At 76.0% G+C, this 15,186-nt stretch carries 14 protein-coding genes and 1 tRNA gene; 5 read left to right on the forward strand and 10 right to left on the reverse strand.

Going from position 1 to position 15,186, the window contains the following annotated elements; all coding sequences use genetic code 11:
* Positions 1-7: 7 nt before the first annotated feature.
* On the reverse strand, positions 8-871 hold the full coding sequence (gene rsmI / locus HJG43_11905; GenBank protein UER55125.1) for a 16S rRNA (cytidine(1402)-2'-O)-methyltransferase: 864 nt from the start codon (positions 869-871) through the stop codon (positions 8-10).
* Between rsmI and HJG43_11910 the strand changes: the two genes are divergently transcribed.
* Both HJG43_11910 and HJG43_11915 read left to right on the forward strand, forming a co-directional pair.
* A complete protein-coding gene (locus HJG43_11910) occupies positions 870-1,778 on the forward strand; it encodes an EamA family transporter (protein ID UER55126.1) in 909 nt (302 codons plus the stop codon). The two genes, rsmI and HJG43_11910, sit on opposite strands and share 2 nt — an antisense overlap.
* Before the next feature lie 22 nt (positions 1,779-1,800).
* A complete protein-coding gene (locus tag HJG43_11915; protein UER55127.1) occupies positions 1,801-3,417 on the forward strand; it encodes a phospholipid carrier-dependent glycosyltransferase in 1,617 nt (538 codons plus the stop codon).
* 96 nt (positions 3,418-3,513) lie between these two features.
* Here HJG43_11915 and HJG43_11920 read toward each other — a convergent pair.
* From HJG43_11920 to HJG43_11955, 8 genes are all read right to left on the reverse strand, one after another.
* Positions 3,514-3,586: transfer RNA gene (locus HJG43_11920), tRNA-Ala, on the reverse strand.
* A gap of 38 nt (positions 3,587-3,624) precedes the next feature.
* A complete protein-coding gene (locus HJG43_11925; protein UER55128.1) occupies positions 3,625-4,458 on the reverse strand; it encodes a hypothetical protein in 834 nt (277 codons plus the stop codon).
* Positions 4,459-4,618: 160 nt separating this feature from the next.
* Entirely contained in the window at positions 4,619-5,218 is a 600-nt protein-coding gene (locus HJG43_11930; protein UER55129.1) for a GNAT family N-acetyltransferase, read from the reverse strand.
* The gene (locus tag HJG43_11935) at positions 5,218-5,715 is read right to left on the reverse strand and encodes a MogA/MoaB family molybdenum cofactor biosynthesis protein (GenBank protein UER55937.1); all 498 of its coding nucleotides are present in this window, start codon (positions 5,713-5,715) and stop codon (positions 5,218-5,220) included. Before HJG43_11935 ends, HJG43_11930 begins: the two co-directional genes overlap by 1 nt.
* 8 nt (positions 5,716-5,723) lie before the next feature.
* On the reverse strand, positions 5,724-6,197 hold the full coding sequence (gene moaC, locus HJG43_11940; GenBank protein ID UER55130.1) for a cyclic pyranopterin monophosphate synthase MoaC: 474 nt from the start codon (positions 6,195-6,197) through the stop codon (positions 5,724-5,726).
* A complete protein-coding gene (locus HJG43_11945) occupies positions 6,194-7,420 on the reverse strand; it encodes a molybdopterin molybdotransferase MoeA (GenBank protein ID UER55131.1) in 1,227 nt (408 codons plus the stop codon). Before HJG43_11945 ends, moaC begins: the two co-directional genes overlap by 4 nt.
* On the reverse strand, positions 7,417-8,358 hold the full coding sequence (galU, locus tag HJG43_11950) for a UTP--glucose-1-phosphate uridylyltransferase GalU (GenBank protein ID UER55132.1): 942 nt from the start codon (positions 8,356-8,358) through the stop codon (positions 7,417-7,419). Before galU ends, HJG43_11945 begins: the two co-directional genes overlap by 4 nt.
* Entirely contained in the window at positions 8,355-10,349 is a 1,995-nt protein-coding gene (locus tag HJG43_11955; GenBank protein UER55133.1) for a diguanylate cyclase, read from the reverse strand. Before HJG43_11955 ends, galU begins: the two co-directional genes overlap by 4 nt.
* A 34-nt stretch (positions 10,350-10,383) precedes the next feature.
* On the opposite strand from HJG43_11955, the gene HJG43_11960 reads away from it, so the two are divergent.
* The gene (locus HJG43_11960) at positions 10,384-11,025 is read left to right on the forward strand and encodes a 5-formyltetrahydrofolate cyclo-ligase (GenBank protein UER55938.1); all 642 of its coding nucleotides are present in this window, start codon (positions 10,384-10,386) and stop codon (positions 11,023-11,025) included.
* Here HJG43_11960 and HJG43_11965 read toward each other — a convergent pair.
* On the reverse strand, positions 10,994-13,567 hold the full coding sequence (locus HJG43_11965; protein UER55939.1) for a penicillin acylase family protein: 2,574 nt from the start codon (positions 13,565-13,567) through the stop codon (positions 10,994-10,996). The two genes, HJG43_11960 and HJG43_11965, sit on opposite strands and share 32 nt — an antisense overlap.
* Before the next feature lie 287 nt (positions 13,568-13,854).
* On the opposite strand from HJG43_11965, the gene HJG43_11970 reads away from it, so the two are divergent.
* A complete protein-coding gene (locus HJG43_11970) occupies positions 13,855-14,220 on the forward strand; it encodes an FmdB family transcriptional regulator (protein UER55134.1) in 366 nt (121 codons plus the stop codon).
* Between the two features lie 125 nt (positions 14,221-14,345).
* Positions 14,346-15,182, forward strand: a complete 837-nt coding sequence (locus tag HJG43_11975) for an S-methyl-5'-thioadenosine phosphorylase (GenBank protein UER55135.1) — start codon at positions 14,346-14,348, stop codon at positions 15,180-15,182.
* Positions 15,183-15,186: the final 4 nt, after the last annotated feature.

Genomic DNA, 15,186 nt, shown 5'->3' on the forward strand with positions numbered 1-15,186 from the left:
GGGCAGCCTAGTGATCGCCGGGAGGCGGTTCCTGCGGGCGGGCTGCGAGCGTGGCGTCGTACAGCACCCGCTTGGGCACCCCGTGCCGGTCGGCGACCGCGGTCACGGCGTCCTTGAGCCGGACGCCGTCGGCGAGCAGGGCGAGCACCTCCGGCAGCAGGTCCTGGGGCCGGGCGGGGGCCGGGTCGGCGCCGGCGACCACGACCGTGACCTCCCCGCGGACCGGCGACTGCTCCGCCCACGCGGCGAGCTCGGCGACGGGGCCGCGGCGGACCTCCTCGTAGGTCTTCGTCAGCTCGCGGCAGACCGCGGCCGGCCGCTGCGGGCCGAAGGCCTCGGCGACGGCGGCGAGCATGGCCGCCAGCCGGTGCGGTGCCTCGAACAGCACCATCGTGCGCGGCTCGTCGGCCAGCGCGGCCAGCGCGCGGCGACGCTCCCCCGGCCGGCGAGGCAGGAAGCCCTCGAAGCAGAACCGGTCGGTGGCCAGACCGCTGACCGCCAGCGCGGTGAGCACCGCGGAAGGTCCCGGGACGGCGGTCACCGGCAGGCCCGCCTCGACGACCGCCCGGACCAGCCGGTAGCCCGGGTCGGACACCGACGGCATCCCGGCGTCCGTGACGAGCAGCACGGTGCGACCGGCGCGGACCTCCTCGACGAGCCCCTCGGAGCGGGAGGCCTCGTTGTGCTCGTGGTAGCTGACCACCCGTCCGGCGGGCTCCACACCGAGGGCCGAGCAGAGCCGGCGCAGCCGGCGGGTGTCCTCGGCGGCGACGACGTCCGCCGCGGCCAGCAGGCGGGCCAGCCGGGGCGGGGCGTCCTCGACGTCCCCGATGGGGGTGGCGGCGAGGACCAGGCGTCCCGGGTCGGTCATGGGGGGCAGTCTCCCGTACCCATACCCTGCGGCGGTGAGCGAGGGGACGGTGCGGCGGCGCTGGGAGGTGGCCGCTGACGCCGTCCCGCCGCAGCTGCTCATCGTCACCGGCGCCGTCGTCCTGCAGACCGGCTCGGCGGTGGCCACCCGGCTGTTCGACGTCCTGGGGGCACCGGGCGTGCTGGCCCACCGGATGGGCATCGGAGCCCTGCTGCTCTTCGTCGGCGGGCGGGCGTGGCGGCGCCGGCCGGCGCGCGCCGCGCTGCCCGCGGTCGTCGCGTTCAGCACCGTGCTGGGGGCGATGAACCTCTTCTACTACCTGGCCCTTGAGCGGATCCCGCTCGGCGCCACGGTCGCCCTCGAGCTGACCGGGCCGCTCGCAGTGGCGGTCGCCGGGTCCCGCCGGCGCCTCGACCTGCTGTGGGTCGCCCTCGCCGCCGCCGGCGTGCTCGTGCTGACCAACCCCTCGACGGCGGGGCTGGACCCGGTGGGGATCGCCCTGGCCCTGGGCGCGGGTGCCTGCTGGGCCGGGTACGTGCTGCTGGGGGCACGGGTGGCCCGCGCCATCCCGGGGACCTCCGGCCTGGCGTGGGCGATGCTCATCGCCTCGCTGTGGCTGGTCCCGCTCGGGGCGCTGACCGCCGGACCGGTGCTGCTCGACCCGCGCTGGCTGCTCGCCGGGGCAACGGTGGCGGTGATGTCGTCGGTGCTGCCGTACTCCCTCGAGCAGGTCGCGCTGCGCCGGGTGAGCACCCAGGCGTTCGGGATCATGCTGAGCCTGCAGCCGGCCGTGGCCACCCTGGCCGGGCTCGTCGTCGCCGGGCAGCGCCCCGGCGCGCCCACGCTGCTCGGTATCGGCCTCGTCGTCGCGGCGAGCCTGGGCGCCGTCCCGGCCCGCCGACGGTGATCGCGCCGGGCCCGCACCTACCATGCGGCGGGTGAGCGCCACCGACGTCCGGGTGCCCACCGCGCCCGGGCGGCAGCGCGGCCGGGTCAGCGAGGCCGGCCTGCGGCGCCACCTCGTCGGCCGGCGGCCCACCGACACCCTGTGGGGCTGGGTCGGCCCGCTGCTCGTCACCGCGCTGGCCGGCGTCCTGCGCTTCTGGCGGCTGGACCGCCCCCACCAGCTCGTGTTCGACGAGACCTACTACGTCAAGCAGGGCTACAGCCTGCTGCGGTACGGGTACGAGCGGCGTTGGCCGGAGGACGCCGACGAGAGCTTCACCGCCGGGACGCCGGACGTCCTGCTCACCGCCGCCGACTTCCCGGTCCACCCGCCGGTCGGCAAGTGGATGATCGCCGGGGGGCAGTGGCTGCTCGGCGTCGACAGCGGCTGGGGGTGGCGGTTCGCCGCGGCTGCTGTCGGCACGTTGTCGGTGCTCGTCCTCGCCCGCGCCGCCCGGCGGCTGTTCAACTCCACCCTCCTCGGCGTCGTCGCCGGGCTGCTGCTGGCCGTCGACGGTCACCACATCGTCCACAGCCGGACGTCCCTGCTGGACATCTTCCTGTCGTTCTTCGTGCTGGCCGCGTTCGCCGCCCTGCTCGTGGACCGGGAGCGCAGCCGGGTCCGGCTGGCCCACCTCGTCGCCACCGCCCGCGCCGACGGCCGGCCGCTCGGCGCCGTCGGGCCAGGGCTCGGGCTGCGACCGTGGCGGCTGCTCGCCGGCGTCCTGCTGGGCCTGGCGGTGGGCACCAAGTGGTCCGGGCTGTTCTACCTGGCCGCGTTCGGGCTGATGACCGTGCTGTGGGACGTCGGGGCCCGCCGGGCCGCGGGACTGCCGGGCTGGCGCTGGGCGCTGCTGCGCGACGGCGTCCCCGCGTTCGTCTCGACGGTGCCGGTCGCGCTGCTCACCTACCTCGCCTCGTGGGTGGGCTGGTTCCGCTCGGACGACGCGCACCTGCGCACCTGGGGGGCGCAGAACCCGGACGGGCCGCTGGCGTTCCTGCCGGACTCGCTGCGCTCCCTCGGCAAGTACCACGCCGACATCCTCAGCTTCCACACCGGCCTGACGTCGGAGCACCCGTACGAGGCGCACCCGTGGTCGTGGATCGTGCAGGGTCGCCCGACGTCCTTCTTCTACGAGGGCCTCGAACGCGGCGAGGACGGCTGCCTGGCCGAGTCCTGCTCCCAGGCGATCACCTCGGTGGGCAACCCGGTGGTCTGGTGGGGCGGGGCGGCGGCGCTCGTCGTCCTGCTCGTGCTGTGGGCGCTGCGCCGGGACTGGCGCGCCGGTGCGGTGCTCGGCGCGGTGGCCGCCGGGTGGCTGCCGTGGTTCTACTACGACGCCGTCGACGACCGGACGATGTACGCGTTCTACGCCGTCGTGTTCGTGCCGTACCTCGTGCTGGCCCTCACGCACGTCATCGGGCTGCTGCTGGGCCCGCGCGAGGTGCCGCGGCGCCGCCGCGCGGTCGGCGCCGTGCTCGCCGGGGCGCTCGTGGTCGGCGCGGTCGTGCTCGAGGCCTTCTTCTGGCCGGTCCAGGTCGCCGAGGTGATCCCGTACTCGCAGTGGCAGATGCGGATGTGGTTCCCGAGCTGGATCTGACCGGCGCCCCTCGCCGTCCGCCCGGTGGGTGGCGGAGAGGACCCGGACGACGAGCGCCCCGCCCGGGTGGCCCGGACGGGGCGTCGTGCTACGGGGTGGAGCTGAGGGGACTCGAACCCCTAACCCCCTCGATGCGACCGAGGTGCGCTACCAATTGCGCTACAGCCCCGAGGCGACGGACAGAGTAGCACCGGGCCGCAGCCGTACTCAGCCGGCGGCGGCCCGCCGGCGCTCGAGCACGGCGTCGAGGTCCCAGGTCGCAGCGACCGGCTGGTGCCGGGGCTGGGGCGTGGGCTGCGGGGCGGGCTCCACCGCGGGACGGGTCTGCTCCGGCACGTCCACGGTGACGGCCCGGCGGGGAGCGGCGGGCTTGAGCGCGTAGGTCGGCGGCGGGACGGGAACCGGTGTCCAGGTGCCGGGACGCTGCTCGGGCCGGGGCGCGGGCTGCGGGGCCGGCGGGGCCTGGGCGGGCTGCGGTGCCGGCGAGGCCTGCCGGGGACGGCTCGCCGCCGGGACCGGACCGGTGCCGGCCGGTGGCGACGTCCGGTTCGCCAGCCGGCCGGGCTGCACCGTGCGAGGCCGGCACCGGGCCAGCGCCCGCAGGCGGAGCCCGACGACGACGGCGACGAGGGAGGCCAACGGGACCGCGGGCAGCCAGAACGGGAGCACCCCGGCCGCCGAGGCCACGACGGTCACCGGGACCGCGAGAGCGAGCGCCGCGAGGGCGGCCAGGACGACGACGGCGAGGGCGCGACGCGGCGGAGGTCCCGGACGGCGCGGGTCCCGGCTCGGGGAGGACACCGGACGGGTAGGTCCGGCGGCCGCTGGACTCAGGGCGGGTTCGCTCGGACGACGGGGGTGGACGTAGGTGCGCCCCGCCGGGTGCGGCTCGCCGCGGCGGCGGTCGAGCACCCGCATGGCGACCGAGAACCGGTCGCGGACCCGGGACCCACCGAGCGTGGCCCGGTGACGCACCACACCGGGCAGCAGGACCAGACCCCACAGCGCGACGATGACCACGAAGATGAGGCTGCTGTCCACGATGTCCCACCGTAGGCGCGCCGGTCTGCCGCGCCCGGGACGCCAGCCGCGTGTCGCAGCAGCGGGATGCTCACGTCAAGCCCGCACGACGTGGCCGAGGGGTGCCGCGGCACCACGTCGAGCCCGCACGACGTGGGATAGGGATGGGCGGGGCGAGGAGTCAGGTGGGCGGGAGGCGCAGGCGGGCGCGCAGGCCGTTGGGGACCTCCTCGGCGGTGACCGCGAACGAGCGGTGGTCGCGCCAGGCGCCGTCGATGTGCAGGTACCGGCGGCGCAGTCCCTCCTCGCGCAGCCCGAGCTTGGCCACGACCCGCAGGCTCGCCGCGTTCTCCGGGCGGATGTTCACCTCGAGGCGGTGCAGCCCGACGGTGCCGAAGCAGTGGTCGGCCACCATCGCGACCGCCAGCGGGGCGATCCCCAGGCCGGCGACCGCCCGGTCCACCCAGTACCCGACGTGGCCGGACCGCAGTGAGCCCCACAGGATCCCGCCGACGGTGACCTGGCCCGCGAGGCGGCCGCGGTACTCGATGGCGAGCGGGATGCTTTGCCCGCTGCGTCCCTGCCGGGCCAGCTCGCGGCGCAGCTGGGCAAAGGTCGGCTGCACCGTCCCGGCCAACGGGCTGGTGGCCTCCCAGGGGTCGAGCCAGGCGGCGTTGTCGGCGCGCAGCCGGCGCCAGGCCCGGCCGTCCCGGCGGGTCAGGGGCCGCAGCACGACGTCGGAGTCGGTGAGCGTCACCGGCCAGCCGGTGGTCACCGGCATCAGCCGCCGGACGCCGGCGGGTGGTCACCGCCGTGCACCTGGTCGACGGCGTGCGGCAGCACGTCCCGCAGGACGGCGATCCCGTCCCGGCAGCCGCCGGGCGACCCGGGCAGGTTGACGACGACGGTGCGTCCGGCGACGCCGGCGAGCCCGCGGGAGAGCGCCGCGGTGGGCACCCCGGCGTCCCGCCCGCGGGCGCGGATCGCCTCCGCGAGTCCGGGCAGCTCGCGGTCCAGCACGGGGCGGGTGACCTCCGGGGTGACGTCGCCGGGGGCGATCCCCGTCCCGCCGGTGGTGAGCACGACGTCGTACCCCTGCGCCACGGCCGACCGCAGCGCGACGGCCACCTCCTCGCCGTCCGGGACGACGACGGGGCCGTCGACCGTGAACCCCATCTCGGCCAGCCCGTCGACGAGCACGGGGCCGCCGCGGTCGGCGTACACGCCGGCCGCGGCGCGGTTGGAGGAGGTGATGACGAGGGCGCGTCGCCCCTGCAGCCGGGGCGTCACTCGGCGGTCCAGTCCCCGGAGCGGCCGCCGCTCTTGGCGACCACCCGCACGTCGGTGATCCGGGTCTGCCGGTCGAGCGCCTTGACCATGTCGACGAGCGCGAGACCGGCGACGGCGACGCAGGTCAGCGCCTCCATCTCCACCCCGGTGCGGTCGGCCGTGCGCACGGTCGCGGTGACGTCGACGCCGTCGTCGGCGACCTCGAGGTCGACGGTGACGGCGTGCACGGCGACCGGGTGCGCCAGCGGGACCAGGTCCGGGGTCCGCTTGGCGGCCTGGATGCCGGCCAGCCGGGCGACGGCGAGCGCGTCCCCCTTCGGCACGCCGTCCCCGCGCAGCGCGGCGACGACCTGCGCCGAGCACAGCACCCGTCCCCGCGCGGTGGCCTCACGCACGGTGACGTCCTTGGCGGACACGTCCACCATCCGGGCGTGCCCGGCGGCGTCCACGTGGGTCAGCCGGCCGGTCATCGCCGCCCCCGCTCGAGCAGCAGGCAGCGCACCGTGTCACCGGGCACGACCCGGGTGGTGTCCTCGGGGACGACGGCGAGCGCGTTGGCGACGGCGAGGTCGGCGACGAGGTGCGAGCCGTGCCCGCCGACGGGTCGGCAGACCGAGCGGCCCTGCTCGTCGGTGGTGAGCTCGACCCGGACGAACTGCCGCTTGCCGGCCACCGACGTCCACCCCTCGGTGACGGTGGCCGTCACCGAGGGACGGTGCAGCTGGGACTCGCCCATCATCTTGCGCAGCACCGGCCGCACGAACACCTCGAAGGACACGTAGGAGCTCACCGGGTTGCCGGGCAGGGTGAAGATCGGGGTGGCGTCGGGTCCGAGGGTGCCGAACCCCTGCGGCATCCCGGGCTGCATCGCGACTCGGGAGAAGGTGACGGTCCCCAGCTGGGAGAGCACCTCCTTGACCGTGTCGTAGGCGCCCATGCTCACTCCGCCGGTGGTGATGAGCAGGTCGGCGCGCCCGAGGTGGTCCTCGAGGGTGGACATGAGTACCCGCGGGTCGTCCGGGACGATCCCGCCGTGCACGGCCGCGGCGCCGGCGTCCAGCGCCGCGGCGGTCAGCGCGTAGCCGTTCGACTCGTGGATCTGACCGAAGCCGAGCGGACGACCCGGCTCGACGAGCTCGCTGCCGGTGGACAGCACGACGACCCGGGGGCGCGGCCGCACCCGCACCCGGTCGTGCCCGGCGGCGGCCAGCAGCCCGAGGTGGCGGGCGGCGAGCCGGGTGCCGGCGCTCAGCAGCACCTCGCCGGGGGTGACGTCCTCCCCGGCCCGGCGGATGTTCTGGTCCGGTCGCGGGGCCCGGGTGATCCTCACCTGGGCGATGCCGCCGTCGGTCCACTCCACCGGGACGACGGCGCCGGTGCGCGGCGGCACCGGCGCGCCGGTCATGATCCGGACGGCGGACCCGGGGGTGAGCGGGAACGCCTCCCTCGCCCCGGCGGCCAGGTCGGCGACCACCGGCAGGACGACCGGGGACTCCTCGCTGGCCTCGGCGACGTCCGGCAGGTGCACGGCGTAGCCGTCCATCGCCGAGTTGTCGAAGGCGGGCAGGGTGGCCGTCGAGACGACGTCCTCGGCCAGCACGCAGTCGAGGGCGTCGAGCAGGGCCACGTCGATCGGGTCGAGCGGGCGGACCGCGGACAGTGCGCGGTCGAGATGGTCCTCAACGGGGATCATCGGGGGTCTCCCTCTGCGCGGAAGCCGGCGGCGACGTAGTCGGCCAGCCACGCCCGCAGCCCGGGACCGAGGTCCTCGCGCTCGCAGGCCAGGCGGACGACGGCCTTGAGGTAGTCGAGCCGGTCGCCGGTGTCGTAGCGGCGACCGCGGAACACCACGCCCCGGACGCCGCCGCCCTCGCCCTCACGGCGGGCCAGGGTCTGCAGGGCGTCGGTGAGCTGGATCTCCCCGCCGCGCCCCGGTGGGGTGTGCTCCAGGACGTCGAAGACGTCCGGGTGCAGCACGTACCGGCCGATGACCGCGAGGTTGCTCGGCGCGTCGGCCGGGTCCGGCTTCTCCACCATGCCACCGACCCGGACGACGTCGTCGTCCGGCGCGCTGTCGTCGGGCAGCAGCTCGGCGCAGCCGTAGAGGTTGACCTGGTCCTCGGGGACCTCCAGGAGCGCGACGACGCTGCCGCCGTGCGTGGCCTGCGCCTCGAGCATCCGGGTCAGCAGCGGGTCGCGGGGGTCGATGAGGTCGTCACCGAGCAGGACGGCGAACGGCTGGCGACCGACGTGGTGGCGGGCGCACAGCACGGCGTGACCGAGGCCCTTCGGGTCGCCCTGGCGGACGTAGTGGACGGCGGCGAGGTCGGAGGACGCCTGGACCTGCTCCAGCCGGGACTCGTCGCCCTTGGCGGCGAGGACCTCCTCGAGCTCCCAGGCCTTGTCGAAGTGGTCCTCCAGGGGACGCTTGTTGCGTCCGGTGACCATGAGGACGTCGGTCAGGCCGGCCGCCACGGCCTCCTCGACGACGTACTGGATCGCGGGCTTGTCGACGACGGGGAGCATCTCCTTCGGCGTCGCCTTGGTCGCCGGCAGGAACCGGGTGCCCAGGCCGGCGGCGGGGATGACCGCCTTGCGGACTCGGGGCGGGGAGGTCGTCGGGTCGGTCATGTCGGCAGGCTATCGACGTCGACCGACGCCCACCCGTCCCGCCCGGCCGCCTTGGCGGCGGCGAGCCCCTCGCCGGCCCGGCGCAGCAGGTCCTGCGCGGTGCCGGCGTGCTCGGGCAGCGCGGCCACGCCGACGGACACCGTGACCCGGACCGGCTCGGCCACCCCGGCGTCGCAGAGCGGCTCTCGGCGCACCGCCTCGACGACCCGCCGGGCGACCTCTTCGGCGCCGGCGGCGGCGGTCTCGGGGAGCAGCACGACGAACTCCTCGCCGCTGTAGCGGGCGACGGTGTCGACCTCGCGGACCAGGCCGCGCAGCCGGTCGGCGAGGGCGCGCAGCACCCGGTCGCCGACCGCGTGGCCCCACGTGTCGTTGACGGTCTTGAAGTGGTCGAGGTCGACCGTGAGCACGGACAGCGGACGGCCGAAGCGGGTGGCCCGCTCGACCTCCCGGGTCAGGGTGTCGGTGAGCGAGCGCGCGTTCGCCAACCCGGTGAGCGGGTCGGTGACGGACATCCGCGCGGTCTCCTCGTGCACGATGACGTTGTGCACGGCGGTCCCGGCCGGGCGGACCAGCGAGCGAGCGGCGGCCAGCTGGTCCTCCTCCAGCCGGCGGCGACCGGCCAGGACGATGACACCGAGGACGACGCACCCCTCCCCGGGAGCGGCCTCGTGCAGCAGCGGCAGCGCGACGACGCTCGTGCCCGGCGCGGAGCGGTCGGTGACCTCGGCCGCCGCGGCGACGGCGCGGGCGGCCACCTCCCGCAGCCGGTCCCTGGTCTGCGGGCTGTGCACCTCCAGGTCGACGACGGCCCGCTCGACCAGCCGGACGCCGCCCGCGGGCGCACCGCCGACGGGCACCGCCGGGTCGGTGACGTAGACGACGCAGGTGTCGGCGCCGGCCTCGGTGGCGGCCGCCTCGGCGACGGTCTGCAGCAGCCCGCCGAGGTCGTGGGTGCGCGCCAGCGCCTCCCCGAACCGCTCGAGGGTCTCGGCGAGCGCGGCGCGACCCTCGTCGGCGTCGGCGAGCGAGCGCTCGAGGGCGTCGGCCATCGCGTTGACGGCGGCGCCGAGCCGGCCCACCTCGTCGTGCCCGCGCACGGTGGTGCGGGTGGACAGGTCGCCGTGCCCGAGCCGGTCCACGGTGGCGGTGAGCTCCTCGAGCGGCGCGGTGAGCCGTCGGGCGACGAGCCAGGTCCCGGCGAGGGCGAGCGCGGCGGCCAGCAGGAGCAGCACCGGCACGGCGCGGGACAGGAACGAGGCGCGCGGCGCCTCCACCGCGACGACGGTGCCGCCGACCGCCGGGGCACCGGCCGCGACCGCCCAGCGCAGGTCGTCGGTCGACCCGACCCGGAGGCCGGACGCCGGGGGGTCAGGCACGGACGCCGCGAGCCGGTCGAGCTGCAGGCCGGTGCTGCCGAGGCCGGCGACGTCCGCGGCGACGACCCGGCCGTCGGCGACCAGGACGAGCCCGGCCGGTAGTCCGAGCCGCCCGCGCAGCTGCTGCACTGCCGCGTCGTCGACGGTGACCGCGGCCACGGCCCACCCGACGAGCCGGCCCTGGCCGTCGCGGACCGGCACCGTCTCCACCTGCCGGTCCGCGGGGGTGCTGCCCTGAGAGCAGGAGGCGCCGCGCAGACCGGCCAGGTCGGCGTCCCCGGTGGCGGCCAGGACGGTGCCGTCGGCGTCGAGCAGGCCGGCGGAGACCCCCTCGAGCGAGCCCACCGCCGCCTGCGCGGCCGACGCCGGGACGTCGTCGCCGGCGGCGAGCCGCGGGGCGGCGTCCAGGGCCAGCGAGCGGGCGGCCAGCCCGAGCGTGGTGCACTGGCGGGTCAGGGTCGCGGTCGCCGCTCGGGCCGTCGCCTCGAGCCGCTCGGTGGAGGCGTCCGCCGCCACGCGGGGGACCAGGACGCCGACGACGACGCCGGCGGCGGCCAGCGGGAGGAGGACGGTGACGGTGAGCACCACCGCCAGCCGGACGCGCAGCGACACGGCGCTCCTCCCTCGCTCCTGGGGCAGGATCCGCATCGTAGGCGGGAGGACGGGCGTGGACACGAAGGCGGCACTGCGGACGCAGGTGCGCCAGCGGCGGGCGGCCCGCCCGGACGACGAGCGGGACCGGGCGGCCGAGCGGCTCGCTGCCGTGGTCACGGCGGTGCCGGCGGTGCGCGCCGCCCGCCGGGTGGCCTGCTACCGCTCGCGGCCGGGCGAGCCCGGCACCGGGCCGCTGCTGCGCGCGCTGCACGCCGCCGGTGCCGTCGTCCTGCTGCCGGTCGTCACCGGGCCCGGGCGGCCGCTGGACTGGGCGGTGGACGACGGCGCCGACGTCCCCGGACCTCTCGGGCTGAGCCAGCCGGCCGGTCCGCGGCTGGGGCCGCGGGCCGTGGCCGGGTGCGACGTGCTCGTCGTCCCGGCCCTGGCCGTGGACCGCTCCGGCGCCCGGCTGGGGCAGGGCGGCGGCTACTACGACCGCACGCTGGCCCGGTTGGGGCCAGGCCGCCCGCCGGTCGTCGCGCTCGTCCACGACGACGAGCTGCTGGCCGCCGGCGAGGTGCCGGCCGGTCCGCACGACGTCCCGGTGGACGCCGCGGCGACGCCGTCCGGCTGGGTGCCGCTCGCGGGGTGGGCCGCGCGGGCTACGGCCCGCCGTCCCGGGGCTGCAGGGTGAGCTCGTGCTCGGCCGCGGCGCGCACGGCGTCCGGGCTGAACGCCCAGGGGAGCTGCTCGCCGTCCGCCCACAGGTCGAGCTGGTCGGTGTAGTGCCCGGACCAGGGGTGCCCGCTGACACCGGTGAGGTCGATCCACGTCGAGCGGTCGAGGTCACCCAGGTCGACCACCATCCGCATCGAGGGCACCCAGGTCACGCGGTAGTCCTCGGCGGAGGCGTCCCAGCCGGTGGCGTTGACGATGGAGCTGCCACCGCCGAGCTGGACGGGATCAGGGTTGAACAGGTCGCGGACCGGGCCGGGGACGGCTGACCCGCCGAGCGGGTTGTGCTGCAGCTGCAGCGTGTGCAGCCGGCCCCACTGCCACTCCTCGGGGTCCTTGCCGAGCCGGGCGGTCAGCTCAGCACGGGCGGCGTGCAGGGACTGCTCGATGATCGTGTCCCGGTTCTCCAGGATGGTGGGGGTGGTCTGGTCGTCCCACCAGGTGCTGTCCCGCTCCTGCAGAAGGGCGCCGACGACCTCGAACCAGCGGTCGCCGCCGTCGGGCCGGACGCCGCCGGGCAGCTCGTCGGCGAACGTGCGCTCGAGGAGCTGGCGCCAGACGGCGTTGAAGTAGGCGGCCGCGGCGGAGTCGGCGTCCTGGGAGTAGTCCCAGTCCCGCAGCAGGTCGACCGCCTCGCGGGTGAAGTTGCGCTGCTCGACGCTCATCGAGTCGCTGACCGGCAGCGTGGCGGCGAGCAGCGCGGGCACCAGGACCGGCGCGAAGCCGTTCCGGGTGTCCAGCTGCAGGGCCTGCATGTCGGTGACGCCGAGGCGGCGTCCGGAGCCGATCGCCTCCTCGATCGCCGCACGGATCCGCTGGGAGCGGTAGCCGTAGGCCCAGTCGTCGGTGAGGTGGTACGGGTACTCGGGGCCGACGACGGCCTGGTTGGCCGTGACGATGAAACCCTCTTCCGGGTTGAGCACCGAGGGGAGCTCGTCGAAGGGGATGTAGCCGGTCCAGTCCCACGAGCTGTCCCAGCCCGGGCGCGGCCACGTGCCGTCGGCCTTGCCGAGCTGGCTGCCCGACGGGCGGATCGGGATCCGTCCGGGTGCCTGGTAGCCGATGTTGCCGTCGGTGTCGGCGTACACGAGGTTCTGCGACGGCACCTCGAACAGCTCTGCCGCGGCGCGGAACTCCTCCCAGGTGGTCGCGGCGTTGAGGGCGAACACCGCCTGGGCGGTGCGACCGGGCTCCAGCGCGGTCCACTGCAGCGCCACCTCGAAACCGGTCCCCTGCACCGGGGAGTCCTCCGGCAGCGGGGCACGGGTGCCGAGCGCCGCGACGTCCTGCAGGACGTCGGAGATGATCGGGCCGTGCCCGGTCGAGCGCACCTCGAGCTCGACGTCGTCCGCACCCGCCACCTTGATGACCTCGGTGCGGGTCTGCACGGGCAGCTGCTGGCCGTCTCGCAGGTAGGTGTCACCGGCCACCCGCTCCAGCCAGAAGTCGGTGACGTCGGGGCCGAGGTTGGTGAAGCCCCAGGCGATCTCGGCGGTGTGCCCGATGATCACACCCGGCAGGCCGGAGAACGAGTAGCCGGAGACGTCGAACGGGCACTGCTCGTCGACCTGGGTGCAGTGCAGGCCGACCTGGTACCAGGTGCTCGGCACGCTCGGCCCCAGGTGCGGGTCGTTCGCCAGCAGCGGGGCGCCGGTCTCGGTGTGCTCACCGGAGACGACCCACGAGTTCGAGCCGATGCCGTCGCCGGTGCCGACCAGCGCCGGGACGGCGTCCAGGGCCTCGGAGGCGGCCTGCAGGGCCGGCTGGGCGGCGGCGAGGGCGGCGGCCTGGGCGGCGGCCGTGTCCGCCCGGGCCGCCGGACCGGTGGCCGCGGCGTCGTCGTCGGCGTCGTCGTCGTCGTCGGCATCGTCGTCGGCGACACCGGCGTCCGGCAGGATCGGGGCGTGCCGCTCGGTCGGGTACGGCGGCCACAGCTCCTCGACCCGACCGACGTCCCCGATCGCTCCGAAGGCGAGAGCCCGGCCCATCTCGTCGTCGTAGTTGCCGCGCAGGTCCCAGGCCATCGCCTTGAGCCAGGCCAGGGAGTCCACGACGTCCCACTCCTCGACGCGGGGCAGGTCGACCTGGGCGCCGAGCACCGTGTACTCGACCGACAGCTCACTGGGCGACCGGTCGCGCAGGTAGGCGTTCACGCCGTCCGCGTAGGCCTGCAGGTAGCGGCGGGAGTCCGGGTCGAGCAGCGCCTCCTCCTGCTCGGCGACGTGCCGCCAGCCGAGCGTGCGGATCACCCGGTCGGCGGCGAGCGCGTCGGGGTTGGCGCCGACGAGCTCGGACAGCCGGCCGGCGGTGATGTGCCGGCGCAGGTCCATCTCGAAGAACCGGTCCTGCGCGTGCACGTAGCCCTGCCCGGCGAAGAGGTCCTCGGCGGTGTCGGCGTAGACGTGCGGGACGCCGTTGGCGTCCCGTAGCACGGTCACCTCGCGGTCGAGGCCGCTGACGTCGGCCTCCCCCGACCACGACGGCAGCGGCCGGCGCACCATGACGACCACGGTGACGAGGGAGACGACGAGGACGACGGCGAGCACGGCGGCGACGACGACGCCGACGGTGCGCAGGGAGCGAGCACGGGCCACGCCGCGAGAGTAGCCACCGCGGCCGACCGTCCCGGGGCGGACGCGCGGCGGAGGGCGGCGGGGGCACGGCGGACGGGTAGCGGACGCGTGGCGGACGCACGGCGGAGGCGGCACCTTCGGCGCAGGCGCTAGACTTGGCACTCTCGCCCTTGGAGTGCCAGATCCGGGGGCGCCGTCCTGCCAGGAGGTCCATCGTGCCGACCTACGCGTACGCGTGCACCGACTGCGAGCACCGGTTCGAGGTGCGCCAGTCGTTCTCCGACCCCGCGCTCACCGAGTGCCCCGAGTGCGCGGGCACCGTGCGCAAGCTGTTCAACACCGTGGGCATCGTGTTCAAGGGCTCCGGGTTCTACGCGACCGACTCGCGTGCCGACCGGACCTCCACTGGTGGCGGCGGCTCCCGGAACGGCTCCTCGAACGGGAACGGCTCCTCGGCTGAGGCGAAGTCCGGGTCGGCGACCTCGTCGTCCGGGGCCTCGTCGTCCGGGTCCTCGTCGTCCGGGTCCTCGTCGTCCGGGGCATCGTCGTCCGGGGCGTCGTCGTCCGGCTCGGCCGCCTGACCACCCCCGGCCGCCCACCGCTCGTCTCACCGCTCTCCACAGCCGGCGCAGCCCGTCCCGCGTCGTCCACAGCACGGGTGGGCGCGCCCTTGGGCGGTCCTGCCGCGGCGCTACCGTCCGGGTCCATGACGGAACCTCGCGCGGACGTCGGCGTCATCGGCGGCTCCGGCTTCTACTCCTTTCTCGACGACGCCCGCCCCGTCGAGGTGACGACCCCGTTCGGTGAGCCCGCCGAGCAGCCGGTCGTGGGCACCCTCGCGGGCCGGGCGGTGGCGTTCCTGCCCCGGCACGGGCGGGACCACCGGCTGCCGCCGCACCTCGTCAACTACCGGGCGAACCTGTGGGCGCTACGCGCGGTCGGGGTCCGCCAGGTCCTCGCGCCGAGCGCCGTCGGGTCGCTGCGCCCGGAGCTGGGTCCGGGGACCGTCGTCGTCCCGGACCAGGTCGTCGACCGCACCCACGGCCGGGCGGCCACGATCTACGACGCCCCGGGCACCGTCGTGCACGCCCCGATGGCGGACCCGTACTGCCCGGTCGGACGGCGCGCCGTGCTCGACGCCGGCACCCACGACCAGGAGACGGGGCCGCAGCCGCCGCTGGACGTCGTGGACGGCGGCACCCTCGTCGTCGTCAACGGTCCACGGTTCTCCACCCGAGCGGAGTCCCGCTGGCACGCGGCGGCGGGGTGGTCGGTCGTCGGTATGACCGGGATGCCCGAGGCGGCCGTCGCCCGCGAGCTCGCGATGTGCTTCACCACCGTCTCCCTCGTCACGGACCTGGACGCCGGCGTCGAGCAGGGCGAGGGCGTCACCCACGCCGAGGTGCTCGAGGTGTTCGGGCGCAACGTCGAACGGCTCAAGCACCTCGTCGCCGCGGCGATCGCCCGGCTGCCCGGCCCGGAGGCCGACTGCACCTGCCGGCACGCGCTGGACGGCCAGCCGCTCCCCTTCGACCTGCCCTGACAGC

It is taken from the genome of Kineosporiaceae bacterium SCSIO 59966, assembly GCA_020881835.1.
Classification (GTDB): domain Bacteria; phylum Actinomycetota; class Actinomycetes; order Actinomycetales; family SCSIO-59966; genus SCSIO-59966.

Coding starts and splice junctions, on each gene's coding strand:
- HJG43_11930 (UER55129.1), bottom strand. CDS start 5,218: ATGCCGGTGACCACCGGCTGGCCGGTGACGCTCACCGACTCCGACGTC.
- HJG43_11975 (UER55135.1), top strand. CDS start 14,346: ATGACGGAACCTCGCGCGGACGTCGGCGTCATCGGCGGCTCCGGCTTC.
- HJG43_11910 (UER55126.1), top strand. CDS start 870: ATGGGGGGCAGTCTCCCGTACCCATACCCTGCGGCGGTGAGCGAGGGG.
- HJG43_11945 (UER55131.1), bottom strand. CDS start 7,420: ATGATCCCCGTTGAGGACCATCTCGACCGCGCACTGTCCGCGGTCCGC.
- HJG43_11965 (UER55939.1), bottom strand. CDS start 13,567: ATGGTGCGCCGGCCGCTGCCGTCGTGGTCGGGGGAGGCCGACGTCAGC.
- galU (UER55132.1), bottom strand. CDS start 8,358: ATGACCGACCCGACGACCTCCCCGCCCCGAGTCCGCAAGGCGGTCATC.
- moaC (UER55130.1), bottom strand. CDS start 6,197: ATGACCGGCCGGCTGACCCACGTGGACGCCGCCGGGCACGCCCGGATG.
- HJG43_11915 (UER55127.1), top strand. CDS start 1,801: ATGCGGCGGGTGAGCGCCACCGACGTCCGGGTGCCCACCGCGCCCGGG.
- rsmI (UER55125.1), bottom strand. CDS start 871: ATGACCGACCCGGGACGCCTGGTCCTCGCCGCCACCCCCATCGGGGAC.